This window comes from Cloacibacterium caeni, from assembly GCF_907163125.1.
GTDB classification, from domain to species: Bacteria; Bacteroidota; Bacteroidia; order Flavobacteriales; family Weeksellaceae; genus Cloacibacterium; species Cloacibacterium caeni_B.
Map to the genome: position 1 here is coordinate 1,805,047 of NZ_OU015319.1, position 20,130 is coordinate 1,825,176.

Here is a 20,130-nt window from a genome sequence, read left to right on the forward strand (position 1 = left end):
AAGTGTGGTAAAGTTAATGAATTTTGAAAAAAGCGATAAGGCTTTAGCACCATTAATTTTACGTTAATTTTTCCGTTAATTTTTTAAATTGTTTTTCGGCATCTTTTCCTTCATATAAAATACTGAAAACTGTGTTGATGATTGGCGTTTTGAGTTTCTTTTCGTAAGCAATTTCGTAAATCCCACGAGTGGCGTAATATCCTTCTGCAACCATGCTCATAGATTGTACCGCAGATTTCACAGTGTATCCTTTACCGATAAGATTTCCTAAGTTTCTATTTCTAGAAAAAAGAGAATAAGCAGTTACCAATAAATCTCCTAAATATGCACTATCATTCACTTCTCTATGCTCTGGATAAACTGCATCTAAAAACAATTCCATTTCTCTAATTGCATTAGAAACCAAAACCGCATTAAAGTTATCACCATAACCTAATCCACTTGCAATTCCTGCTGCAATAGCATAAATATTTTTAAGAATAGCACTGTATTCATTTCCTAGAATATCTTTGGAACAGCTTACCTTAATATAATCCGAAGTAAAAAGTTCTCTAAGCGCATCAATATGTTCTTTTTCTGCTGCTGCAATGGTAAGATAAGACAATCTTTCCATCGCTACTTCTTCTGCATGACAAGGTCCTGCAATTACCGCTTGACTTCTGAAACCAATTTTAAAAACATCTCTTAAATAATGTGCTACTACATCATTATGTTTAGGAATAATCCCTTTGATTGCAGAAACGAATAATTTTCCTTCGTAATCGCAAGTCATTTTTTCTATTGCATCTGCAAGATAGATAGAAGGAGTTGCCAAAACTACGATATCACACGCAGAAACCAACTCATTAATACCTGTAGTGATTTTCAGTTTTTTTACATCAAAAGCAACCGCAGTAAGGTAATTAGGATTATGACCGCGCAATTCTAGAGCTCCTTTTACAAACTCATTTCTTACGCACCAATGCACCAATTTCGCATTTTCTAATAGCATTTTTACAATTGCCGTAGCGAAACTGCCGCTTCCTACAACCCCAACAGTTGGCAATGTTTTGCCTTTCTTTTTAGCCATTTTAAAAAATTTGGTAGAAAAACAAAGATACAAATTATAGTGAGAAGCTAAACCTTAAAAAAATCATATTAACAAAAATAGATTTCACAGATTGACTTTACCTACTGAGTTTCAAGTATAATAAAAGCAATAATAATCCATTATTTTTAACAAATTTATACTTTTATTAACAATACTTTGGCATAATTTTTATCATAATTCATCGTTTTTGGATGTGCAAAAACATTGATTTAAAATATTTTAATTAATTTTGGCGTCGCTAAAAATTGAAAAACTGAGAAAAAAGTAATGAAGAAATTTTTTATAAAAAAGAAGAATGTTCAGCTATTCATGGGCGCTCTTCTTTTCGTTATCCTTCTGCAAAGTTTTGTTATTGCAAAATTATATTCAGAAAAAGATGACAAAAACTATCAAGTCAATTTAGTAAAAATTAACACCCAAAAAGACAGCTTAGATTTCTTTAAATTAAAAAATGATTTAGCCGCTGTAGACAATACAGTAAGAACAATCAACAATTATTTAAAGGCAAAAAACGCCTCTAATCTAAGTATAGAAGCTCTATCTAGAGACAGCTTATCTAGTTCGGTTTATCTGTCCAATCAGAGTTCTAGATATTCTGAATATCTTGTAGAATTAGAAAAACGTTTACAGCAAGTTCCAGTTGGTCACCCAATAAATAACGGTTTTCTTTCTTCTAATTTCGGGATGAGAAAAAATCCTATTCCGTCTAAGAAAATCCTACTCGCTTCTGCAAGACCTCTTGCTATTTCATCTGAAAAAATAGAAAAAGACAGCGCTGGAAATGTAATCAACAAAAGTAACGTTAACGTAGCATCAAAAAACGCTGCTCCTGCTGAAAAAGACCAAATGCAATTCCACAAAGGAATAGATTATGGTGTAAGTTACGGAAGTGATGTAATGTGTACTGCTACTGGAAAAGTGATTTTTGCAGGTCAGAAAAGTGGTTACGGAAACTGTGTAATCATCAGTCATGGCAATGGTTTAGCAACGCTTTACGCTCACCTTTCTAAAATTAATGTAAAAGCCAACCAAAATGTAAAAGCAGGAGAAGTAATTGCACAATCTGGCAATTCTGGAAGAAGCACTGGCCCGCATTTACATTACGAAGTTCATAAAAACAACACGCCTGTAAACCCTAAATTATTTCTAAATTTATAAAATTGAAATATAAAATTTGAAGAAAGCATCCACTTGATTGGATGCTTTTTTTATTTAACTTTAGTGAAATTTTTGAGCTATGAAAAAAGACAAAGTTCCTAAAAAAGCTAAAGAGAAGTCTACAAAAAAGAATTCCAAGGAAAAGAAGGAAATCATCATCAATGAAAATTCTTCGCCAGTTTGCTTTGCAAAAAGTAAAGAAATAAGAGACGAATACCAATAAAAAAAACTGACTCTAATGAGTCAGTTTCAAATATTAATGGATTAATAAGCCGCTGTAAATCTTTGTCTCACAAACTGATTATTTTCTAATTCATCTACCAAAGCTACCGCTACATCTTCTACAGAAAGGATACTTCTTCCGCTTTCATCAAAAACCGGATTTTCTAGTGCAGTTCTATAGGTTCCTTTTCTTACACCTGCTGTTCCTTGATGCATTTCTATGGCTGGAGAAAAGAAAGTCCAATCTAGATTCTCATTCTTTTTAATAATTTCTAAATATTGTCTGGCTGCTTCTGCGCCTGGTTTAATTTCCGCTGGAAATTCTGGAGTATCTATTAATTGAAGGTTTTCAGCAATATATAAACTTCCTGCTCCACCTACGGTAATAAATCTTTTTACGCCAGATTCTTCTACCGCTTTTTCTATGCTAGTCGCTCCTTTTAAGAAATCTTCGAAAATATTAGGATTCGTCCAACCTGGATTAAATGCGCTAATCACAGCGTCATTTCCTTTTAGGATTTCTGATAATTCAGAAGTATTGTAAACATCTACAGCTATAGCTTTTACATTTTCTGATTCTTCGATTTTAGAAGTATTTCTAGCCAAAGCATTTACAAAATATCCTCTATTTGCTAATTCTTTTACTACTTGAGTGCCTACAAAACCTGTTGCACCAATGACTGCGACTTTTTTCATTTTTCTATAATTTAAATTGTAATAATTTTTGTTACATTTATGCTTAAAAAATTTTATTTGAATTGTTCTATAAAATTTTTCAAAGATTTTTCTTTTAAGAAATTCAGCACTACCTCATCTGTTTCAGAAAAAAGAAGATCCAAATTCTGATTAATCACCTTCCCCACTTCACATTGCGGATTAGGATGTTGATTTTTTTTACCTAAAACCTCTGAGTTTTTTACGGCATTGTAAATTTCAGCAATTGTAATTTGATCAATATTTTTTCCTAATCTAGTACCGCCTTCTTTACCCTTTTTACTTTCTACCAAACCTGCTTCTCTAAGCACAGATATTTCTTTTCTTACGATTACAGGATTTACATTGATGCTTCCAGCTAACCAATCAGAAGTATGCCATTCTTCTGGTTTACTACCAAGAATAGTCATAATATGAAGCGCTGTGGAAAATCGAGTATTGTTCATTTCTGATGCAAAAATATGTAAATTTTTAATTGTAACAGATTTAATTACAATTAAGATTGAAAAAATTTTCACATAAAAAACAAAATCCTCAGAAATTCTGAGGATTTTGTGGCCCAGCTTGGGCTCGAACCAAGGACTTGCTGATTATGAGTCAGCTACTCTAACCAACTGAGTTACAAGGCCAAATATTTATGATAAAATATCTTTATTTCAATTGGGTGTGCAAATGTAAGATTTTTTCGGAAAATTCAAAAAAAAATTTACGGTTTTTCTTGACACAATTCCACCAAAACTCCATTTGTAGATTTAGGATGCAAGAAAACCACCAACTTATTATCTGCGCCATCTTTTGGTTCTTCGGAAATAAAAACAAAACCTTCTGCTTTTAATCTTTCTATTTCTGCTCTAATATCTTCTACTCCGAAAGCAATATGGTGAATTCCTTCTCCTTTTTTGTCGATAAATTTAGCAATTGGACTTTCTGGATTGGTGGCTTCCAAAAGTTCTATTTTGCTTTCTCCTAATTGATAAAAAGAGGTAGTTACACCTTCTCTTTCTACCGATTCTTGTTTGTAATTGCTTTTCCCAAGAAGTTTTGCAAAAAGATTGTCTGAAGTTTCTAGACTTTTAATGGCGATTCCTAAGTGTTCTATTTTCATGATGATGTGGTAATTGTTTACTTAATTTCTATTAAAATCTTAGTTTGCGTGAGGGAGTAGGCGGAACTCTTTTTCTAAATTTTTATTGCAAGGGCATAGGTTTTGATAAAAAATTTAGAAAAAAGTGTGAGCCGAATACCGACCTTTTCTTTTTATGGTCAAGACCTTGCGTTTGGCAAAAAGAAAAGGACACGCCCAAAATCTCAAACAAAAATACTAAATTTGCAACATGAATGAAAGTAACAGACAAAGAAAAGTAGCACAGATTATTCAAGAAGATTTTGCTGAACTTTTTAGAAAACTCGCTTCAGAGAGCAAACAAAATTTTCTAATCACCGTTTCTGATGTAAAGGTAACGGCAGATTTAAGCATTGCTAAAATTTATTTGAGCATCTTTCCGCAAGAATTTAGAACGCCAATCATGAAGGAGATAGACGAAAATAAGTCTTTCTACAGAAATTTTATTGGTCAGAAAATGGCAAAACAAGTGCGAATTATTCCTGAACTTAATTTCTATTTAGACACTACACTAGATGATGTAGAACGTATAGAAAAAGAACTAAAAGGTCTGGGAGACAATCCTATTTTATAAAAAATGGCCAAAGGAAATACCGCTTTTTATATCGCGAGAAGATATCTCATTGCTAAAAAAGGAAGCCAAGCTGTAAGTTTTATTACAGGATTGGCTGCTTTTGCTATGATGGTAGCGGTAGCCGCCATGTTTATTATTATTTCGGTTTTTTCTGGATTAGAAGACCTCAACAAAGATTTTATTTCTAATCTACATGCTGATCTTACACTGAAAAGCGCTCAAGGAAAAGTTATCCCTAATATTCAAAAAGTAACTTCTACCCTAAAATCTGAAAACGAAATCAGTCATTTTTCTAAATTGATTGAAGAAAAAGTGTACATAGACTATAACAATACGGGCGAAATAGCTTACATAAGAGGCGTAGACTCGGCTTATGTAAAAGTAAACCCTATTGACAAAAATATTTTCTACGGAAGTTATCCTTCATTTAAATTTATCAATGAAGTGATTATGGAAGCTCAACTGAACAACAGATTGGCAATTCCCGTAGCTAATGATGTAAACGTAGCAACTCTTTTCATGCCAAAACCTGGCAAAGGAATCATCAATAAAGAAGAAGATATTTTCAATAAAAGAGATATTTATGTTACTGGAATTTTCCCTGGAAATGACCAGCTGAACAATTATATTATCGCTCCGCTTGAACTGACTTCGGAGTTACTGAACTTGCCTAAAAACTCAGCTTACGAGATTGCCATAAAACTGAAAAATCCTGAAAAAGCAAATGCTATAAAAGAAGATTTACAAAATAAACTCGGCAATCAAGTTACCATAAAAACAAAAGCAGAAGAAAACGCTGCCTTCTGGAAAATGATTAACACCGAAAAACTGATGATTTACCTCATCTTTGCTTTGGTGATTTTTATTACTACGTTTAACCTTGCTGGTGCTATTATTATTCTTCAATTGGATAAAAAAGACCAAGCTAAATCATTGATTTCTTTAGGTTTTACAATTAGTGATTTACGAAAGACTTATTTCAACACTGGTCTACTTATTGTATTGTTTGGAGTGATCTCGGGCTTGATTTTGGGGACTATTATTTGTGTCATTCAAATACAAACTGGCATTTTCAAAGCTACTGAAACATTACCTTTCCCTGTAAAAATTTTCTGGCCTAATTATTTCTATGTGGCTTTAATAGGACTTTTCTTCGGAATTTCTGTTTCTTGGATCTTCTCAAAAATTAATAAAGAGAACATTATTGAAAATAATTAATTATCTTATTGATAATTATTATAACTTTGTGTCCCTTTTTATTACTTTAACATTATGAAGATTAAAACTTTACTAATTGTAGGATTATTATTTTCTGCTGCAAACATTTTCGCACAGATACCTACAGGTTACTATGACGGAACAGCTGGTTTAACTGGAGCTGCTCTTAAAACAAAATTAAGCCAAATCATTACAAATGGTCACCAGACGAAGTCTTATGATAACCTATACAACGGATATCCATCAACGGATTCAGATAATTACTACGAAAAAGACGGCTCTGTATTAGACATTTATTCAGAAAATCCTAGCGGAAAAGACCCTTATGTCTATCAACATGGCTCTAAACAATGTGGTAGTTATAAAGTAGAAGGAGACTGCTATAATAGAGAGCACGTTTTTCCACAAGGATATTTCAATTCTGCATCTCCAATGGTTTCGGACATTCATCACATTGTACCAACTGATGGAAAAGTAAACGGAAATAGAAGTAATTTTCCTTTTGGAAAAGTGGGAACTGCCAATTTTGTTTCAGCAAACGGCTCTAAAAGAGGAACCAGCGCATCACCTAATTATAGTGGAACTGTTTTTGAACCCATTGATGAATTTAAGGGAGACGTCGCAAGGATGATTTTATATTTTGCAACAAGATATGAATCTAAACTGTCAACTTTTAGCGACAATGATATTCTCACTAATACCGCATTTCCAGGTGTAGAAGCTTGGGAATTGGCGGTTCTAAAAGAATGGCACACAAATGACCCAGTCTCTCAAAGAGAAATTGACAGAAACAATGCAGCTTATACTTATCAAGGAAATAGAAACCCATTTATAGACCACCCAGAATATGTAGCTTTAATATGGGGAACAACAACTCCTGATACAGTAGCACCAACCACACCAACAAACCTAGCCGTTACGGGAAGTACTTCTAGCACAATATCTTTATCTTGGACCGCTTCTACGGATAATATAATTGTAGCGACATATGATATTTATCTAGACGGAACGCTTAAAACTTCATCAGCTACTAATAGTGCAACCGTGACTGGCCTTAATCCGTCTACAACATATACATTTTATATAAAAGCCAAAGACGCTGCAGGAAATACATCCAATCAAAGTAATACTGCTACTGGAACTACCACAGAAAATACTGGTGGCGGTGGAAATAACAATAATACCACTTGTGGCACAGAAAATTTCGAGGAAATTAGCGGAACTCCTAATGCCTATGAAACCATAAATTGGACCAGCGCTGGAATTACATGGACAGCAACGGATTCTAGATCCGACCAAACAATTAATAATAAAGCAATTACGTTAAGAAATGGCAAATTAAGTTCTTCACCTATTTCAGGAGGAATAGGAAGTTTAACAGTAACTACACAACTTAAATTCTCTGGAACAAATGGAAGTTTTAAATTATTTATTAATGGTGTTGAAAAAGGAACAATCCCATACTCAGACACTGTAACTACCACTACCATTTCAAACATCAATGTTTCAGGAAATGTAACGATTAGTATACAAAATAATAGCACAACCTCTAACAGAGTGGCTTTTGATGATTTAAGTTGGACTTGCTATAACGATTTAGCTACCTCAGAAATAAAATCTAACAAATTCAGCATTTATCCGAATCCTATTAAGAACAACATGCTTTTTGTTAAAAGTGAAAATTTAAGTAAAATTAAAAAAGTAGAGATTTACAACACGAGCGGGGTTTTAGTTCAAGTGGCAGAAAAACCCTTTTTGAATAAAAATTACTTAGTTCTTAAAAACTTACCAAAAGGAATTTATTTTGCAAAATTTGATGATAATGCTCAGAAATTTGTAGTAGAATAAACTTGATACAAATCATTGCAAGGCTGGAAACATTTCCAGCCTTTTTTATTACCTTTGAACTATGGAAAAATCAGTAAAATTAGGTTTGGTAGGAAGAAATATTTCCTACTCGTTTTCAAAAAAATATTTCGAACAGAAATTTCAAAAACTTTTCTTGAAAAACCATTCCTATGAAGTATTTGACATCGAAAATCTTCAGAATATTGCTACTATTTTTCAAACTGAAAATCTTGTAGGACTTAATGTGACTATTCCATACAAAGAACAAATTATTCCTTATTTAGACGAACTGAGCGAAGAAGCCAAAGAAATTGGCGCCATCAATTGTATTTCCATCAAGAACGGAAAAACAAAAGGGTTTAATACTGATGCATTTGGATTTGAAAAAACACTTCTTCTGCACAAGAAGCCACACCAAAAATCTGCCATCGTTTTAGGAAATGGTGGTGCTGCAAAAGCCGTTCAATTTGTGTTAAAAAAGAATAATATTCCGTTTATTACCGTTTCTAGAACTACAGAAATTAATTATCAGAATCTCACTGAAAATCAAGTTTTAGAAAACCTCATCATCATACAATGTACACCTGTAGGAACTTTTCCTAATGTAGAAGAAACCCTTGTCTTCCCATTTGAATTTATTACCGAAAATCATCTCGTTATCGATTTAATTTACAATCCTACTCTTTCTAAATTTCTAAAAAACGCTGCCGAAAAAGGCGCAAAAACCATTAACGGTTATTTCATGCTAGAACAACAAGCCGAAAAAGCTTGGGAAATTTGGAATGAAAAACTGTAAACACTTCTGAGCCATCAAAGATTTAGACTGATGTATTTTTTTAAAAGTGAGCACAATTATCGCTTTCAAAAAAATTGCATATTTCATAAAAAACCCTTAATTTAGTGCCGAAATGCGTTCAAACATTCAAAAAAAGTGTTTGAAAAAGCATATTACTTTTAAAATTAATTTGCTATGATTACAGATAACCCTAATTCTGAAGCTCAAGAGAACATTGTAAATCCAAACGAAGAAACTGCTAATCAATCTGTTGCTCCTCAAGAAAGCCATGATTCAGAAGTTCATGAAGAAGAAACTCATGATATGGTAGAACACCACGAACATGAAAAAATGACTTCGGGTGAATTAATGACCAAGTTAGAAGCACTGATTAATGCTGAAGATGCAGGAGCTAATCATAAAAAATTTAATGCAGTAAAAGAAATGCTTCTTCACAAAATAAACCTAGAAAGTGAAGACCAAAAAGAAGCAGATGCACATTATGAACATCCTCTTCAATCAAAAGTTTCTGCACTGAGCAATATTTTCAAAGAAAAATATGATGTTTTCCACAGAAAACAAGAATCTGAGCAAAAAGACAATCTCGAAAAGAGAATCTCAATCATAGAAAAATTAAAAAATCTTTACACGCATTCTGAACCTAACACCAATCTTTTCCGCGCCATCAGAGAAATTAAAGAAGAATGGAGCAACGCTGGACAAGTAGCAAAATCAGAATTCAAAAATCTTAACAATAATTATTTCTACCATTTGAATAATTTCTATCAAATGTTAGACTTAAATAAAGAATACAGAGAGCAAGAATATGCACATAATCTAGAAAAAAGACAGCATATTATTGCCAGAGCCAAAGAATTACAAAACGAACCTGTAGTACAAAAAGCATTAAACGAATTACAGTTTTTGCACAAACTTTGGAAAGAAGAAGCAGAACCAGTTGCTGAAGAATTCCGTGATAAAACTTGGGAAGAATTCAAAGAAATTTCGAACAAAATTCACGAAAGAAAATCAGAATTATTAACCGTAATCGAAGGTGAACAGCAAGCTACTCTTGAGAAGAAAAATCAAATCATAGAAACGATTAAAAAACTGACTTCTCCAGATAAAGCTCCGAATCATAATTACTGGCAAAACGCCATAAACACCGTAGAAAGTTTAAGAGCAGATTTCTTAAAATTAGGAAGCGTTCCTAGAAAAATTTCTAACCAAAACTGGAACGAATTCAAATTAGCGCTTAGAGCTTTCAATGCTAAGAAAAATGAATTCTACAAAGGACTCAAAAACTCTCAGCATACTAATTTAGAAGAAAAACTGAAGCTTATACAAACCGCTCAGGATAATATGAATTCTGAAGATTGGGAAATTGCAGTTCCATTGTTCAAAAAATTACAAGAAGACTGGAAAAAAATAGGTCACGTTCCTAGAAGTATGACCAATAAAGTTTGGGATGATTTCCGTGAAGCTTGTAACACGTTTTTTAACAATTACAGAACTAAAAACAATGCTGTAACAGACGATTGGAAAGAAAATCACAAACAAAAACGCGCGCTTTTAGATGAATTAAAAGAAATTGGCGACGAAGAAGGAAGCATAGAAAAAATTGAAAACATTAAAACTGCTTGGAACAACATCGGAAAGGTACCAAGAGATAAAATGGCTATCAATACAGAGTTTAATAAAACGATGAGAGAGAAATTAAGACTGAACAAAATCAATGAATTTGATTTGAAAGAAGAAGGTCTTACTGAATCTCAATTAACTGATAAAGCTAGAAAAATTAAAAATCAAGTAGCTGATTTAGAAGCAGAAATTGTAAAATTAGAAAACAACTTAGGCTTCTTTGGCAAAGTATCTCGTGATAATCCTTTATTGAAAGATACTTTTGATAAAATTGATGACAAGAAAGCTCAGTTAGAAATGTTGAAACAAAGCCTTCACCACATTATTTCGGGAGAATAAGATGATTCGTAAACTGTTTTCGATTGTTGTACTTTTACTATTTTCGGGGATTTTTTATTCACAAAACACCGAAGACTTAATTGGTGTGCCAGAAATTACCTTTAACGAAAGTAAATATGTATTGGCTTCTGCACAACAAAAATCTAAAGTCCAATTTGTACAAGAATACATTTTAGAAGACGAAAGAATAGAAGATGCTTCTGCGGTCATTACCATTTATTTTTTCAATAAAAATATAGACGCTAAAGAAGCTACTTATCAAAAAACAGAAGAACTCGACCGAAGAGCCGAAACGGATAAATATTGCACTTACAATGTTACCGAAAATCCTAATGGAACCGAATTCGTAGTAGATTTTATCACCACCAATGTTCCAAAAGATAAAAAAACGGAAGTTCCAGAACAAGAATTGGCAGATTATAACATCTATAGATTTAGAAACACTCTGTTAGGCGAAGAAAGCACATTTATGATTATTGCCTACAAAGAAAAATCTACTGAAGATGCTAAAGGTTTTCAAAAATCAATAGGTAAAAAAAGAAATAAACTTTTAGAAGGAATCATCACCATGACCATTCCTTCTGTAACTCTAAAAACAAACTAATTCCGGAATTTTTTTCGGAATTTTTTTTCAAATAAAATGAATCACGAAACTTACATAAAACGCTGTATAGAACTCGCCAAAAAAGCGACTGGAAAAACATATCCAAATCCTTTAGTTGGCGCTGTAATTGTTCATAACGATGTCATCATCGGAGAAGGTTTTCACCAAAAAGCGGGTGAACCTCATGCAGAAATCAATGCGATTAATTCTGTACAAAATCCAGAACTTTTACCAGAGTCTACGATTTATGTTTCTCTAGAACCTTGTGCACATTTCGGAAAAACGCCACCTTGTTCATTAAAATTAAAAGAAATTGGTTTTAAGAAAGTAGTGATTGGTGCAATGGACAGCCATGATAAAGTAAGCGGAAAAGGCAAAAAAATCCTTATGGATGCAGGAATAGAAACCGTTTCTGGAATTTTGGAAGAAGAATGCAGAGATTTAAACAAAAGGTTTTTCACTTTCCATGAGAAAAAGCGTCCTTATTTGATTCTGAAATGGGCAGAAAGTAAAGACGGTTTTATAGACCAAGATTTTAAACCTACAAAAATATCCAACGAATTGGATTCTCAATTTGTACATCAAATCAGAAGCGAGGAGCATGCTATTTTAGTAGGAACTCAAACTGCTTTGAATGACAATCCTAGCTTAACAACCAGATTAGTGGAAGGCAGAAATCCTGTGAGAATATTGATTGATTTTGATTTAAAAGTTCCCAGAAATTTTAAAATTTATAATGATGAAGCTACTACTTTGGTTTTCAATCAAGAAAAAGAGACAGAAGAAGAAAATGTAAAATTCATTAAAATTTCTAAAGAAAATTTCATGGAAGAATTAATGCAGAAACTTTACGAAAATCAGATTCAATCGGTTTTAGTAGAAGGTGGAAGCAGAACTTTACAAACTTTTATTGACCAAAATCTTTGGGATGAAGCCATTATCATTAAAAACGAAAATATCCTATTAGAAAATGGCACAAAAGCTCCTAAATTTAATGGAAAACTGACTCAAGAAAAGACAATGAGAGATAATGTAGTTTCTATTTATAGAAATCTGTAATGCAATACAATTTCACCACCATAAAATCTGAAGTTCGAGATATTTTGCTCAAAGAAAAAGGGAGCAAATTTATCGGCTTTGCATTTCCTGTCAATAACGAAAAGGAACTCAAAATTGCTTTAGAAAGCTTAAAAGAAGAACATCCAAAAGCTACGCACCATTGTTATGCTTTCAGAATAGGAATTCATGGTGAAAATTACCGCGCAAATGATGACGGAGAGCCTTCAGGAAGTGCTGGTTTACCTATTTACAATCAACTTCTCGCTCACAATCTTACCAATATTTTAGTGGTAATCATTCGTTATTATGGCGGAACCAAATTAGGCGTTTCTGGCTTGGTAAAAACCTACAAAGAAAGCACCAAATATACTTTGGAACACGCCGAAATTATCACCAAAGAATTAGAAACCGAACTCGAAATTCATTTTAAATTTTCTCAACAAAACATTATTTTTTCTCTTCTCAATAAATTTGATGCGAAAGTCTTGAATTTCGATACACAAGAAGATTGTATGATAACAGCAAGGCTCAATTTGTCCGAAAAAGAAAAAATCTCGGAACTTTTGTCCGAGATTCAATATGTAAATTTTAAATTTTTAGAATAAGATTACTCTCTTCTTCCTCCGAAAAGCATTGACGCCCAATAAAGCAATTGTGCTAATGAACCTAGCGCTGCCACAACATAAGTTCTCGCCGCCCATTTTAGAGAATCTTCAGCCGCAGCATGTTCTTCTCTGCCTAATGTTCCAGAATTTTCTAACCAAGCTAACGCTCTTTTACTCGCATCATACTCTACTGGTAAAGTAATGAACGCAAAAAGTGTAGTTACCGCAAAAAGTAAAACACCAATCGCTAAAACTGTAGTATTTCCTTGAGGATTCTGAATGCTTCTGGAAGCAATCATCACAGAAATCCCTGCAAAAATTACAAACTGAGAAAGCGTAGAACTAATATTTACCAACGGAACCAATTTAGAACGAAGTTGCAACATAGAGTAACCAACTGCATGTTGTACAGCATGACCACATTCGTGAGCTGCAACCGCTGCTGCTGCTGCATTTCTCTGCATGTAAACTCCTTCAGAAAGATTTACTGTTTTATTTACTGGATTATAATGATCCGTTAATTGACCAGGAACAGAAATCACTTGCACATCATGAATTCCATTATCGCGAAGCATTTTTTCGGCAATTTCTTTCCCAGACATTCCATTTCTGAGATGGACTTTGGAATAATGTTGAAATTTCGACTTCAATCTAGCCGAAACCAACCAACTCACGAGCATTAACACTCCTAAAATTAAATAATAACCTGTCATATTTTTATTTTGTTTTTTTTGTTTATTCTTTTTGAAGTAAAAACTGTGCCAAACTTGGGCATTGTCATCTTTTACACTATCTTTGTTTTTCTAATTATCTAAACATGTCTGAAGTAAAAATCATTCAAGTTACTACCGAAAAACAATTATCAGATTTTATCAAATTCCCGATGAATCTGTACAAAAATAATCAAAATTATGTACCATCTTTAATCAAAGATGAGAAAAGCATTTGGAACAAAGAAGAAAACCCTGCTCTTGCCTATTCCGAAGCTAAGCAATTTTTGGCTTACAGAGACAATGAAATCGTAGGAAGAATTGCGGTGATGATTAATCACAATGAAGCCCAAGAACTCGGCATAGAAAAAGTAAGATTCGGGTGGTTAGATTTTATAGATGATGAAGCCGTTTCTAAAGCACTTATTGACACGGCTATAGCTTATGCTAAAGAAAAAAACATCAAAAAAATAGAAGGACCGATGGGTTTTACCAATCTAGACAAGGCAGGAATGCTCACTTTCGGGTTTGACAGATTGGCAACGATGATTGGGATTTACAATTTCAGCTATTATCCAAAACATTTAGAAAAATTGGGATTGGTGAAAGAAAAAGAATGGGTAGAATTCGAAATTATGTTCCCTGATGTTTTACCAGATAAAGTTGAAAAATTCAGCCAACTCATCGCAGAAAAATATCAACTAAAAACCTTAAAATTCAATTCTAAAGAAGAAATTCTTCCTTTAGTAGAACCGATGTTTAAGTTACTAGACGAAACATACAAAAATCTTTCTACTTACACTCCTATTACCGACGAGCAAATCTTGCATTACAAAGAAAAATACTTCGGCTTTATAGATAAAGACTACATTATCTGCATAACTGACAAGGATGACAAGTTGATTTCTTTTGCGATTACCATGCCTTCATATTCCAGAGCTTTGCAAAAAGCCAATGGTAGTTTATTACCATTCGGATGGTATCATTTACTAAACGCTGGCAGAAAAAACGAAAGAGCTAACTTTTATTTGATAGGAATTCATCCAGAATACCAAAGAAGAGGAGTTACCGCTATTATTTTTAAAGAAATCTGGAAAACTTTTAAGAAAAAAGGGGTGAAATTTTTAGAGACCAATCCAGAGTTAGAAGAGAACAAAAACATCCAATTACTTTGGCAAGATTACAATCCTGTAAACCACAAGAGAAGAAGAACTTACACTTTAGAATTTTAAAAATTTAAAAATGAAAACTCAACTTTATTATTACATTGGCATTATCATCATGTATGTGATGTACAATCAGTTTTTCCAAGTAAAAGATGAGAAAACTAATGCTATTATTAATATTTTGTTTGCGAGTTTTCTTTTTGGGTACATTGCATTCATTGCGTTTAAGGTTTTAAAAAACCTCAAGAACAAGTAGTTATTTTTATTAATTCTAAATTAGAGAAAACCTTTTTTTAGAAAGAAAAGTGTTTAAAAATACTTCTCGTTTCTATTTATATTTCGTAAATTTGCCAGTTAGAAATACTTAATAGAGATGAATTTACCTGATAATTATATCCCTGTTCTTATTCAGGCGGCAGTAGGTTTAGGTTTTGTGTTATTTACTTTATACGCATCACACAATTGGGGTCCTAAAAGACACACTTCTGGAGCTACTAAAGATGACACTTTCGAGTGTGGAATTGAAGTAGAAGGAAATGCAAGAACTCCGTTTTCTGTAAAATATTTTCTTACCGCTATTTTATTCGTTTTATTCGACATAGAAATTGTTTTTTTCTATCCTTACGCTGTAAATTTTAAAGAATTAGGATTTGAAGGATTCCTTGCTGTAACTACTTTTATAGCAATCTTCTTCATAGGATTTTTCTATGTACTAAAACGTGGAGCTTTAGATTGGAATAAGTAAATTTATGCCGCTAAAGTGTTTTACACATTAGAGTAAGATTTTTCAAAAAAAACTTTAAAAAAATTAAAAATGTCAGATAATAAACCTGTAATCAATACTAATGCACCAGCGCCTCCAGGAATTGAAGGTGAAGGTTTTTTCGCAGGAAAATTAAGCGATATTATTGGTATGGCGCGTAAGTTTTCGCTTTGGCCATTACCATTTGCTACTTCTTGTTGTGGTATCGAATTTATGGCAACTATGGCTCCTAACTATGATTTATCTAGATTCGGGGCAGAGAGAATGAGTTTCTCGCCAAGACAAGCAGATATCCTACTGGTTTGTGGTACTATTTCTAAAAAATTAGCTCCAGTTCTTAAACAAGTTTATACACAGATGGCAGAACCAAGATGGGTAGTTGCTGTAGGTGCTTGTGCAAGTAGCGGTGGTATTTTTGATACTTATTCTGTTTTACAAGGAATTGATAAAATTATTCCTGTAGATGTATATGTTCCAGGATGCCCACCAAGACCAGAACAAATTCTAGAAGGTTACATGCAAGTACAAGCTTTGGCAGAAAACGAAAGCTTAAGAAGAAGAGACTTACCAGAATACAAAGCTTTATTAGAAAGCTACGGAATTAAGTAATTTGAAAATGTAAAGATTTGAATTTCAAGTCTTGCGTTTATCAAAAATAAATTTGAAACAATAATAGAAACAAATTTTTGAAGGCGATGTAATTTACCTCGATTTCAAATTTTCAAATTAATAATATGACAAGCGAATTTGTTTTAGAAGCCATCAATAGAGAATTTCCAGAAGCATTGATTTCTTCGTCTGAACCTTATGGATTTCTAACTGTAGAAGTAAAAAAAGAAGAGCTTAAAAAAGTGATTCATCACCTTAAAGAGTCTTCTCTTAATTTTATGTTCCTTACAGACATTTGTGGCATTCATTATCCAGACCATAAGGAGAAGGAACTTGGAGTAATCTATCACCTTCATAATTTACAAGAAAATTTTAGAATAAGAATCAAAAGCTTTTTCCCAAAAGATAACGCCGAGGTAGATTCTATTACAGACTTGTATTCAGGAGCCAATTGGATGGAAAGAGAAACATATGATTTCTACGGAATTACGTTTAAAGGTCACCCAGATTTAAGAGTTATTCTAAACATGGAAGAACTAGGTTATCACCCTCTTCTAAAAGAATATGCGCTAGAAGATGGAACAAGAACTGACAAAGACGACTCTATGTTCGGTAGATAAAAATTCTGAAATCTAAATTATTATGAAAGACAATCAACTATCCAATATACTTAACCAATACGATGCTCAAGAGCAAATAGATGGTCAATTATATACACTGAACCTTGGTCCTACTCACCCTGCTACACACGGAATTTTCCAAAATGTCTTAACCATGGATGGTGAGAGAATTCTTCATTCTGAACAAACCGTAGGTTATATTCACAGAGCTTTTGAAAAAATTGCTGAACGTAGAAATTTTACGCAAATTACCACTCTTACAGACCGTTTAAATTATTGTTCTGCACCTATCAATAACATTGGTTGGCACATGACAGTAGAAAAACTTCTAGGGATTGAAATGCCAAAAAGAGTAGATTACATGCGTGTTATAATGATGGAATTGGCTCGTATTGCTGACCACTTGGTTTGTAACTCCGTAATTGCAGTAGATACTGGGGCTTTAACTGGTTTCACCTACGTTTTCCAAGACAGAGAAAGAATTTACGATATCTATGAACAAGTTTGTGGCGCTAGAATGACTACAAACATGGGTAGAATTGGTGGCTTCGACAGAGATTTCACTCCTAAATTCCACGAATTATTAAAAGATTTCTTAAAAACTTTCCCTGCAAGATTCCAAGAATTTTCAAATTTAGTAGAAAGAAACAGAATCTTCATGGACAGAACCATCGGTGCTGGTCCTATCAGTGCAGAACGTGCCTTAAACTACAGTTTTGTAGGCCCTAACTTAAGAGCTGCTGGTGTAGATTATGACGTGAGAGTCGCAAGTCCTTATTCATCATACCAAGATTTTGATTTCAATATTCCTATTGGTACTGCAGGAGATACTTATGATAGATTCATGGTTCGTCAACAGGAAATTTGGGAAAGTTTGAAAATCATTAACCAAGCTTATAATAATTTACCAGAAGGAGATTTCCATGCAGATGTACCAGAATTTTTCTTACCAGAAAAAGCAGAAGTGTACAATAATATGGAAGCATTAATCTATCATTTCAAAATCGTGATGGGCGAAACTGATATTCCTGCTGGTGAAGTTTATCATTCTGTAGAGGGTGGAAACGGTGAACTTGGTTTCTATTTAGTAAGTGATGGCGGTAGAACTCCATACAGATTGCACTTTAGAAGACCTTGTTTTATTTATTACCAAGCGTATCCAGAAATGATTAAAGGTGCCGTAATCTCTGATGCAATCGTTACGATGAGTAGCATGAACGTGATTGCTGGAGAATTAGACGGATAAAAAGATATAAATTTTAGATTATAAATTTAAAATTATTAATCTAAAAAATCCATAGTTAATTATTTGAATTAAAGATATTTAAAATTTAAAATCTAAAATTCAGAATTTAAAATTTAAAATTTTAAAGAAGTGAGCGAAACAATTGCTTTTAAACCAGAAACTTTAGAAAAAGTAAAACAAATCATTGCAAGATATCCAGAAGGAAAACAAAAATCTGCATTAATTCCTGTGCTTCACTTAGCGCAGAAAGAATTTGGAGGTTGGTTAGACGTTCCTGTGATGGATTATGTAGCAAGTGTTTTAGAAATTACTCCAATAGAAGTGTATGAAGTAGCTACTTTCTACACCATGTTTAATATACAACCTGTAGGAAAATACGTTTTAGAAGTTTGCGTTACAGGACCTTGTATGTTAAGAGGAAGTGATGATATCGTAAATTATATCAAAGAAAAATTAGGCATCAAAGCTGGCGAAACTACTGCAGATGGTTTATTTACTCTAAAACCTGCAGAATGTCTTGGAGCTTGCGGTTATGCACCAATGATGCAACTTGGAAAATTCTATCACGAAAATTTAACTAAAGAAAAAGTAGACGAAATCCTTGAGCTTTGCAGACAAGGACAAATCGCTCTTGATTAATAAATAACAGTTATGAGTAAAAAACTTTTACTTAAAAACGCACACATAGAAGGTATCAGATATTTTGATACTTACAGAGAACATGGTGGTTACCAATCTGTAGAAAAAGCATTGAAAATGACTCCGGACCAAATTGTAGAAGAAGTAAAAACTTCTGGTCTTAGAGGTCGTGGTGGTGCTGGTTTCCCTACAGGAATGAAATGGAGCTTCTTAGCAAAACCAGAAGGTGTGCCTAGATATTTGGTCGTAAATGCAGACGAATCAGAACCTGGAACTTTTAAAGACAGATATTTGATGGAGTTTCTTCCTCATCTTTTGATTGAAGGAATGATTATAGCATCTTATGCACTAGGTTCTAACACTTCTTACATCTACATCAGAGGAGAATATGCATGGATTCCAGATATTTTAGAACAAGCTATTGACGAAGCTAAAAAAGCAGGTTTCCTTGGTAAAAATATTTTAGGCAGTGGTTTCGATTTAGAAATTTATGTTCAAAGAGGAGCTGGTGCTTATATCTGTGGAGAAGAAACTGCACTTCTAGAATCACTAGAAGGAAAACGTGGAAATCCTAGATTAAAACCACCTTTCCCTGCGGTAAAAGGTCTTTGGCAATGTCCAACTGTGGTAAATAACGTAGAAACCATCGCTGCAGTAGTTCCAATTATAGACATTACAGGAGCAGAATACGCTAAAATTGGCGTAGGTCGTTCTACAGGTACTAAATTAATTTCCGCTTGTGGAAACATCAATAAACCAGGAGTTTACGAAATAGATATGACCATCACTGTAGAAGAATTTATCTACTCTGATGAATATTGTGGAGGAATTCCGAACGGTAAAAAATTAAAAGCATGTATTCCTGGAGGTTCTTCAGTTCCAATTGTTCCAGCAAATTTATTGCTTAAAACAGCTTCTGGCGAACCAAGATACATGAACTACGAATCTCTTTCTGATGGCGGTTTCGCTACAGGAACTATGATGGGTTCTGGTGGTTTCATTGTTTTAGATGAAGACCAATGTGTGGTAAAACATACCATGACCTTAGCACATTTCTACAACCACGAAAGTTGCGGACAATGTACACCTTGCCGTGAAGGAACAGGATGGATGTATAAAATTCTGAAAAAAATAGAATCAGGACAAGGCGAAATGAAAGATATCGACTTGCTATGGGATATTCAGAGAAAAATTGAAGGAAATACCATTTGTCCATTAGGTGATGCCGCAGCTTGGCCTGTAGCAGCAGCAATTCGTCATTTTAGAGATGAATTCGAATGGCATATCAATAATCCAGAATGCTTAACCAGAAATTATGGAATTGCACATTATGCAGATCCACTTCCGGTAGTTGAAAAACAATAATATTAGACATTAATAAAGCTAAAGCTTAATTCATAATACATA

Annotated in this window: 23 protein-coding genes and 1 tRNA gene; 18 read left to right on the forward strand and 6 right to left on the reverse strand. The window is 33.4% G+C overall.

Going from position 1 to position 20,130, the window contains the following annotated elements; translation table 11 throughout:
- Positions 1–58: 58 nt before the first annotated feature.
- The gene (locus KKQ79_RS08190) at positions 59–1,069 is read right to left on the reverse strand and encodes an NAD(P)H-dependent glycerol-3-phosphate dehydrogenase (RefSeq protein ID WP_213189712.1); all 1,011 of its coding nucleotides are present in this window, start codon (positions 1,067–1,069) and stop codon (positions 59–61) included.
- Positions 1,070–1,357: 288 nt separating this feature from the next.
- Here KKQ79_RS08190 and KKQ79_RS08195 point away from each other — a divergent pair, with 288 nt between their 5' ends.
- Together KKQ79_RS08195 and KKQ79_RS08200 are read left to right on the forward strand one after the other, a co-directional pair.
- On the forward strand, positions 1,358–2,248 hold the full coding sequence (locus KKQ79_RS08195; RefSeq protein ID WP_213189713.1) for a M23 family metallopeptidase: 891 nt from the start codon (positions 1,358–1,360) through the stop codon (positions 2,246–2,248).
- 79 nt (positions 2,249–2,327) lie between these two features.
- Positions 2,328–2,471 (forward strand): hypothetical protein, encoded by a 144-nt coding sequence (locus KKQ79_RS08200; RefSeq protein WP_213189714.1) that lies wholly within the window; start codon positions 2,328–2,330, stop codon positions 2,469–2,471.
- Between the two features lie 41 nt (positions 2,472–2,512).
- On the opposite strand, the gene KKQ79_RS08205 is transcribed toward KKQ79_RS08200, so the two are convergent.
- The 4 genes from KKQ79_RS08205 to mce form a co-directional block, all read right to left on the reverse strand.
- Positions 2,513–3,166: an NAD(P)-dependent oxidoreductase gene (locus KKQ79_RS08205; RefSeq protein WP_213189715.1), complete on the reverse strand. Its 654-nt coding sequence runs from the start codon at positions 3,164–3,166 to the stop codon at positions 2,513–2,515.
- A gap of 53 nt (positions 3,167–3,219) precedes the next feature.
- Positions 3,220–3,630: an Rrf2 family transcriptional regulator gene (locus KKQ79_RS08210; RefSeq protein ID WP_213189716.1), complete on the reverse strand. Its 411-nt coding sequence runs from the start codon at positions 3,628–3,630 to the stop codon at positions 3,220–3,222.
- A gap of 109 nt (positions 3,631–3,739) precedes the next feature.
- Positions 3,740–3,813, reverse strand: a tRNA-Ile gene (locus KKQ79_RS08215).
- A 77-nt stretch (positions 3,814–3,890) separates the two neighbouring features.
- Entirely contained in the window at positions 3,891–4,289 is a 399-nt protein-coding gene (gene mce, locus KKQ79_RS08220; RefSeq protein ID WP_213189717.1) for a methylmalonyl-CoA epimerase, read from the reverse strand.
- A gap of 229 nt (positions 4,290–4,518) precedes the next feature.
- Between mce and rbfA the strand changes: the two genes are divergently transcribed.
- The 8 genes from rbfA to KKQ79_RS08260 all read left to right on the forward strand — a co-directional run bounded on the left by rbfA (position 4,519) and on the right by KKQ79_RS08260 (position 12,970).
- Positions 4,519–4,881, forward strand: a complete 363-nt coding sequence (gene rbfA, locus KKQ79_RS08225; RefSeq protein ID WP_069797170.1) for a 30S ribosome-binding factor RbfA — start codon at positions 4,519–4,521, stop codon at positions 4,879–4,881.
- A 3-nt stretch (positions 4,882–4,884) separates the two neighbouring features.
- Positions 4,885–6,099 carry an ABC transporter permease gene (locus KKQ79_RS08230; RefSeq protein WP_213189718.1) on the forward strand — a complete coding sequence of 405 codons (1,215 nt, stop codon included), beginning with the start codon at positions 4,885–4,887 and terminating at the stop codon, positions 6,097–6,099.
- Between the two features lie 54 nt (positions 6,100–6,153).
- Positions 6,154–7,947, forward strand: a complete 1,794-nt coding sequence (locus KKQ79_RS08235; RefSeq protein ID WP_213189719.1) for an endonuclease — start codon at positions 6,154–6,156, stop codon at positions 7,945–7,947.
- A 61-nt stretch (positions 7,948–8,008) separates the two neighbouring features.
- Positions 8,009–8,743: a shikimate dehydrogenase family protein gene (locus tag KKQ79_RS08240; protein WP_213189720.1), complete on the forward strand. Its 735-nt coding sequence runs from the start codon at positions 8,009–8,011 to the stop codon at positions 8,741–8,743.
- Between the two features lie 174 nt (positions 8,744–8,917).
- Positions 8,918–10,702, forward strand: coding sequence for a DUF349 domain-containing protein (locus KKQ79_RS08245; RefSeq protein ID WP_213189721.1), 1,785 nt, complete (start codon positions 8,918–8,920; stop codon positions 10,700–10,702).
- Position 10,703: 1 nt separating this feature from the next.
- Positions 10,704–11,306, forward strand: coding sequence for a hypothetical protein (locus KKQ79_RS08250; protein WP_213189722.1), 603 nt, complete (start codon positions 10,704–10,706; stop codon positions 11,304–11,306).
- 36 nt (positions 11,307–11,342) lie between these two features.
- Positions 11,343–12,365 carry a bifunctional diaminohydroxyphosphoribosylaminopyrimidine deaminase/5-amino-6-(5-phosphoribosylamino)uracil reductase RibD gene (gene ribD, locus KKQ79_RS08255; RefSeq protein ID WP_213189723.1) on the forward strand — a complete coding sequence of 341 codons (1,023 nt, stop codon included), beginning with the start codon at positions 11,343–11,345 and terminating at the stop codon, positions 12,363–12,365.
- On the forward strand, positions 12,365–12,970 hold the full coding sequence (locus KKQ79_RS08260; RefSeq protein ID WP_213189724.1) for an IMPACT family protein: 606 nt from the start codon (positions 12,365–12,367) through the stop codon (positions 12,968–12,970). The genes ribD and KKQ79_RS08260 overlap by 1 nt, the downstream gene beginning before the upstream one ends.
- Before the next feature lie 2 nt (positions 12,971–12,972).
- Here KKQ79_RS08260 and KKQ79_RS08265 read toward each other — a convergent pair whose 3' ends face one another.
- A complete protein-coding gene (locus tag KKQ79_RS08265; RefSeq protein ID WP_213189725.1) occupies positions 12,973–13,683 on the reverse strand; it encodes a zinc metallopeptidase in 711 nt (236 codons plus the stop codon).
- 104 nt (positions 13,684–13,787) lie between these two features.
- Here KKQ79_RS08265 and KKQ79_RS08270 point away from each other — a divergent pair, with 104 nt between their 5' ends.
- From KKQ79_RS08270 to nuoF, 8 genes are all read left to right on the forward strand, one after another.
- The gene (locus KKQ79_RS08270) at positions 13,788–14,912 is read left to right on the forward strand and encodes a GNAT family N-acetyltransferase (RefSeq protein ID WP_213189726.1); all 1,125 of its coding nucleotides are present in this window, start codon (positions 13,788–13,790) and stop codon (positions 14,910–14,912) included.
- 10 nt (positions 14,913–14,922) lie between these two features.
- Positions 14,923–15,102 carry a hypothetical protein gene (locus KKQ79_RS08275; RefSeq protein WP_069797182.1) on the forward strand — a complete coding sequence of 60 codons (180 nt, stop codon included), beginning with the start codon at positions 14,923–14,925 and terminating at the stop codon, positions 15,100–15,102.
- 117 nt (positions 15,103–15,219) lie between these two features.
- Entirely contained in the window at positions 15,220–15,591 is a 372-nt protein-coding gene (locus KKQ79_RS08280) for an NADH-quinone oxidoreductase subunit A (RefSeq protein WP_069797183.1), read from the forward strand.
- A 69-nt stretch (positions 15,592–15,660) separates the two neighbouring features.
- Complete coding sequence (locus KKQ79_RS08285) at positions 15,661–16,218, forward strand: NADH-quinone oxidoreductase subunit B (protein WP_069797184.1); 558 nt, start codon at positions 15,661–15,663, stop codon at positions 16,216–16,218.
- Between the two features lie 125 nt (positions 16,219–16,343).
- Positions 16,344–16,838 (forward strand): NADH-quinone oxidoreductase subunit C, encoded by a 495-nt coding sequence (locus tag KKQ79_RS08290; protein ID WP_213189727.1) that lies wholly within the window; start codon positions 16,344–16,346, stop codon positions 16,836–16,838.
- Positions 16,839–16,860: 22 nt separating this feature from the next.
- A complete protein-coding gene (locus tag KKQ79_RS08295; protein WP_213189728.1) occupies positions 16,861–18,084 on the forward strand; it encodes an NADH-quinone oxidoreductase subunit D in 1,224 nt (407 codons plus the stop codon).
- Between the two features lie 129 nt (positions 18,085–18,213).
- Positions 18,214–18,723: an NADH-quinone oxidoreductase subunit NuoE family protein gene (locus tag KKQ79_RS08300; protein WP_213189729.1), complete on the forward strand. Its 510-nt coding sequence runs from the start codon at positions 18,214–18,216 to the stop codon at positions 18,721–18,723.
- Positions 18,724–18,735: 12 nt separating this feature from the next.
- A complete protein-coding gene (gene nuoF, locus KKQ79_RS08305) occupies positions 18,736–20,088 on the forward strand; it encodes an NADH-quinone oxidoreductase subunit NuoF (RefSeq protein WP_104793257.1) in 1,353 nt (450 codons plus the stop codon).
- Positions 20,089–20,130: the final 42 nt, after the last annotated feature.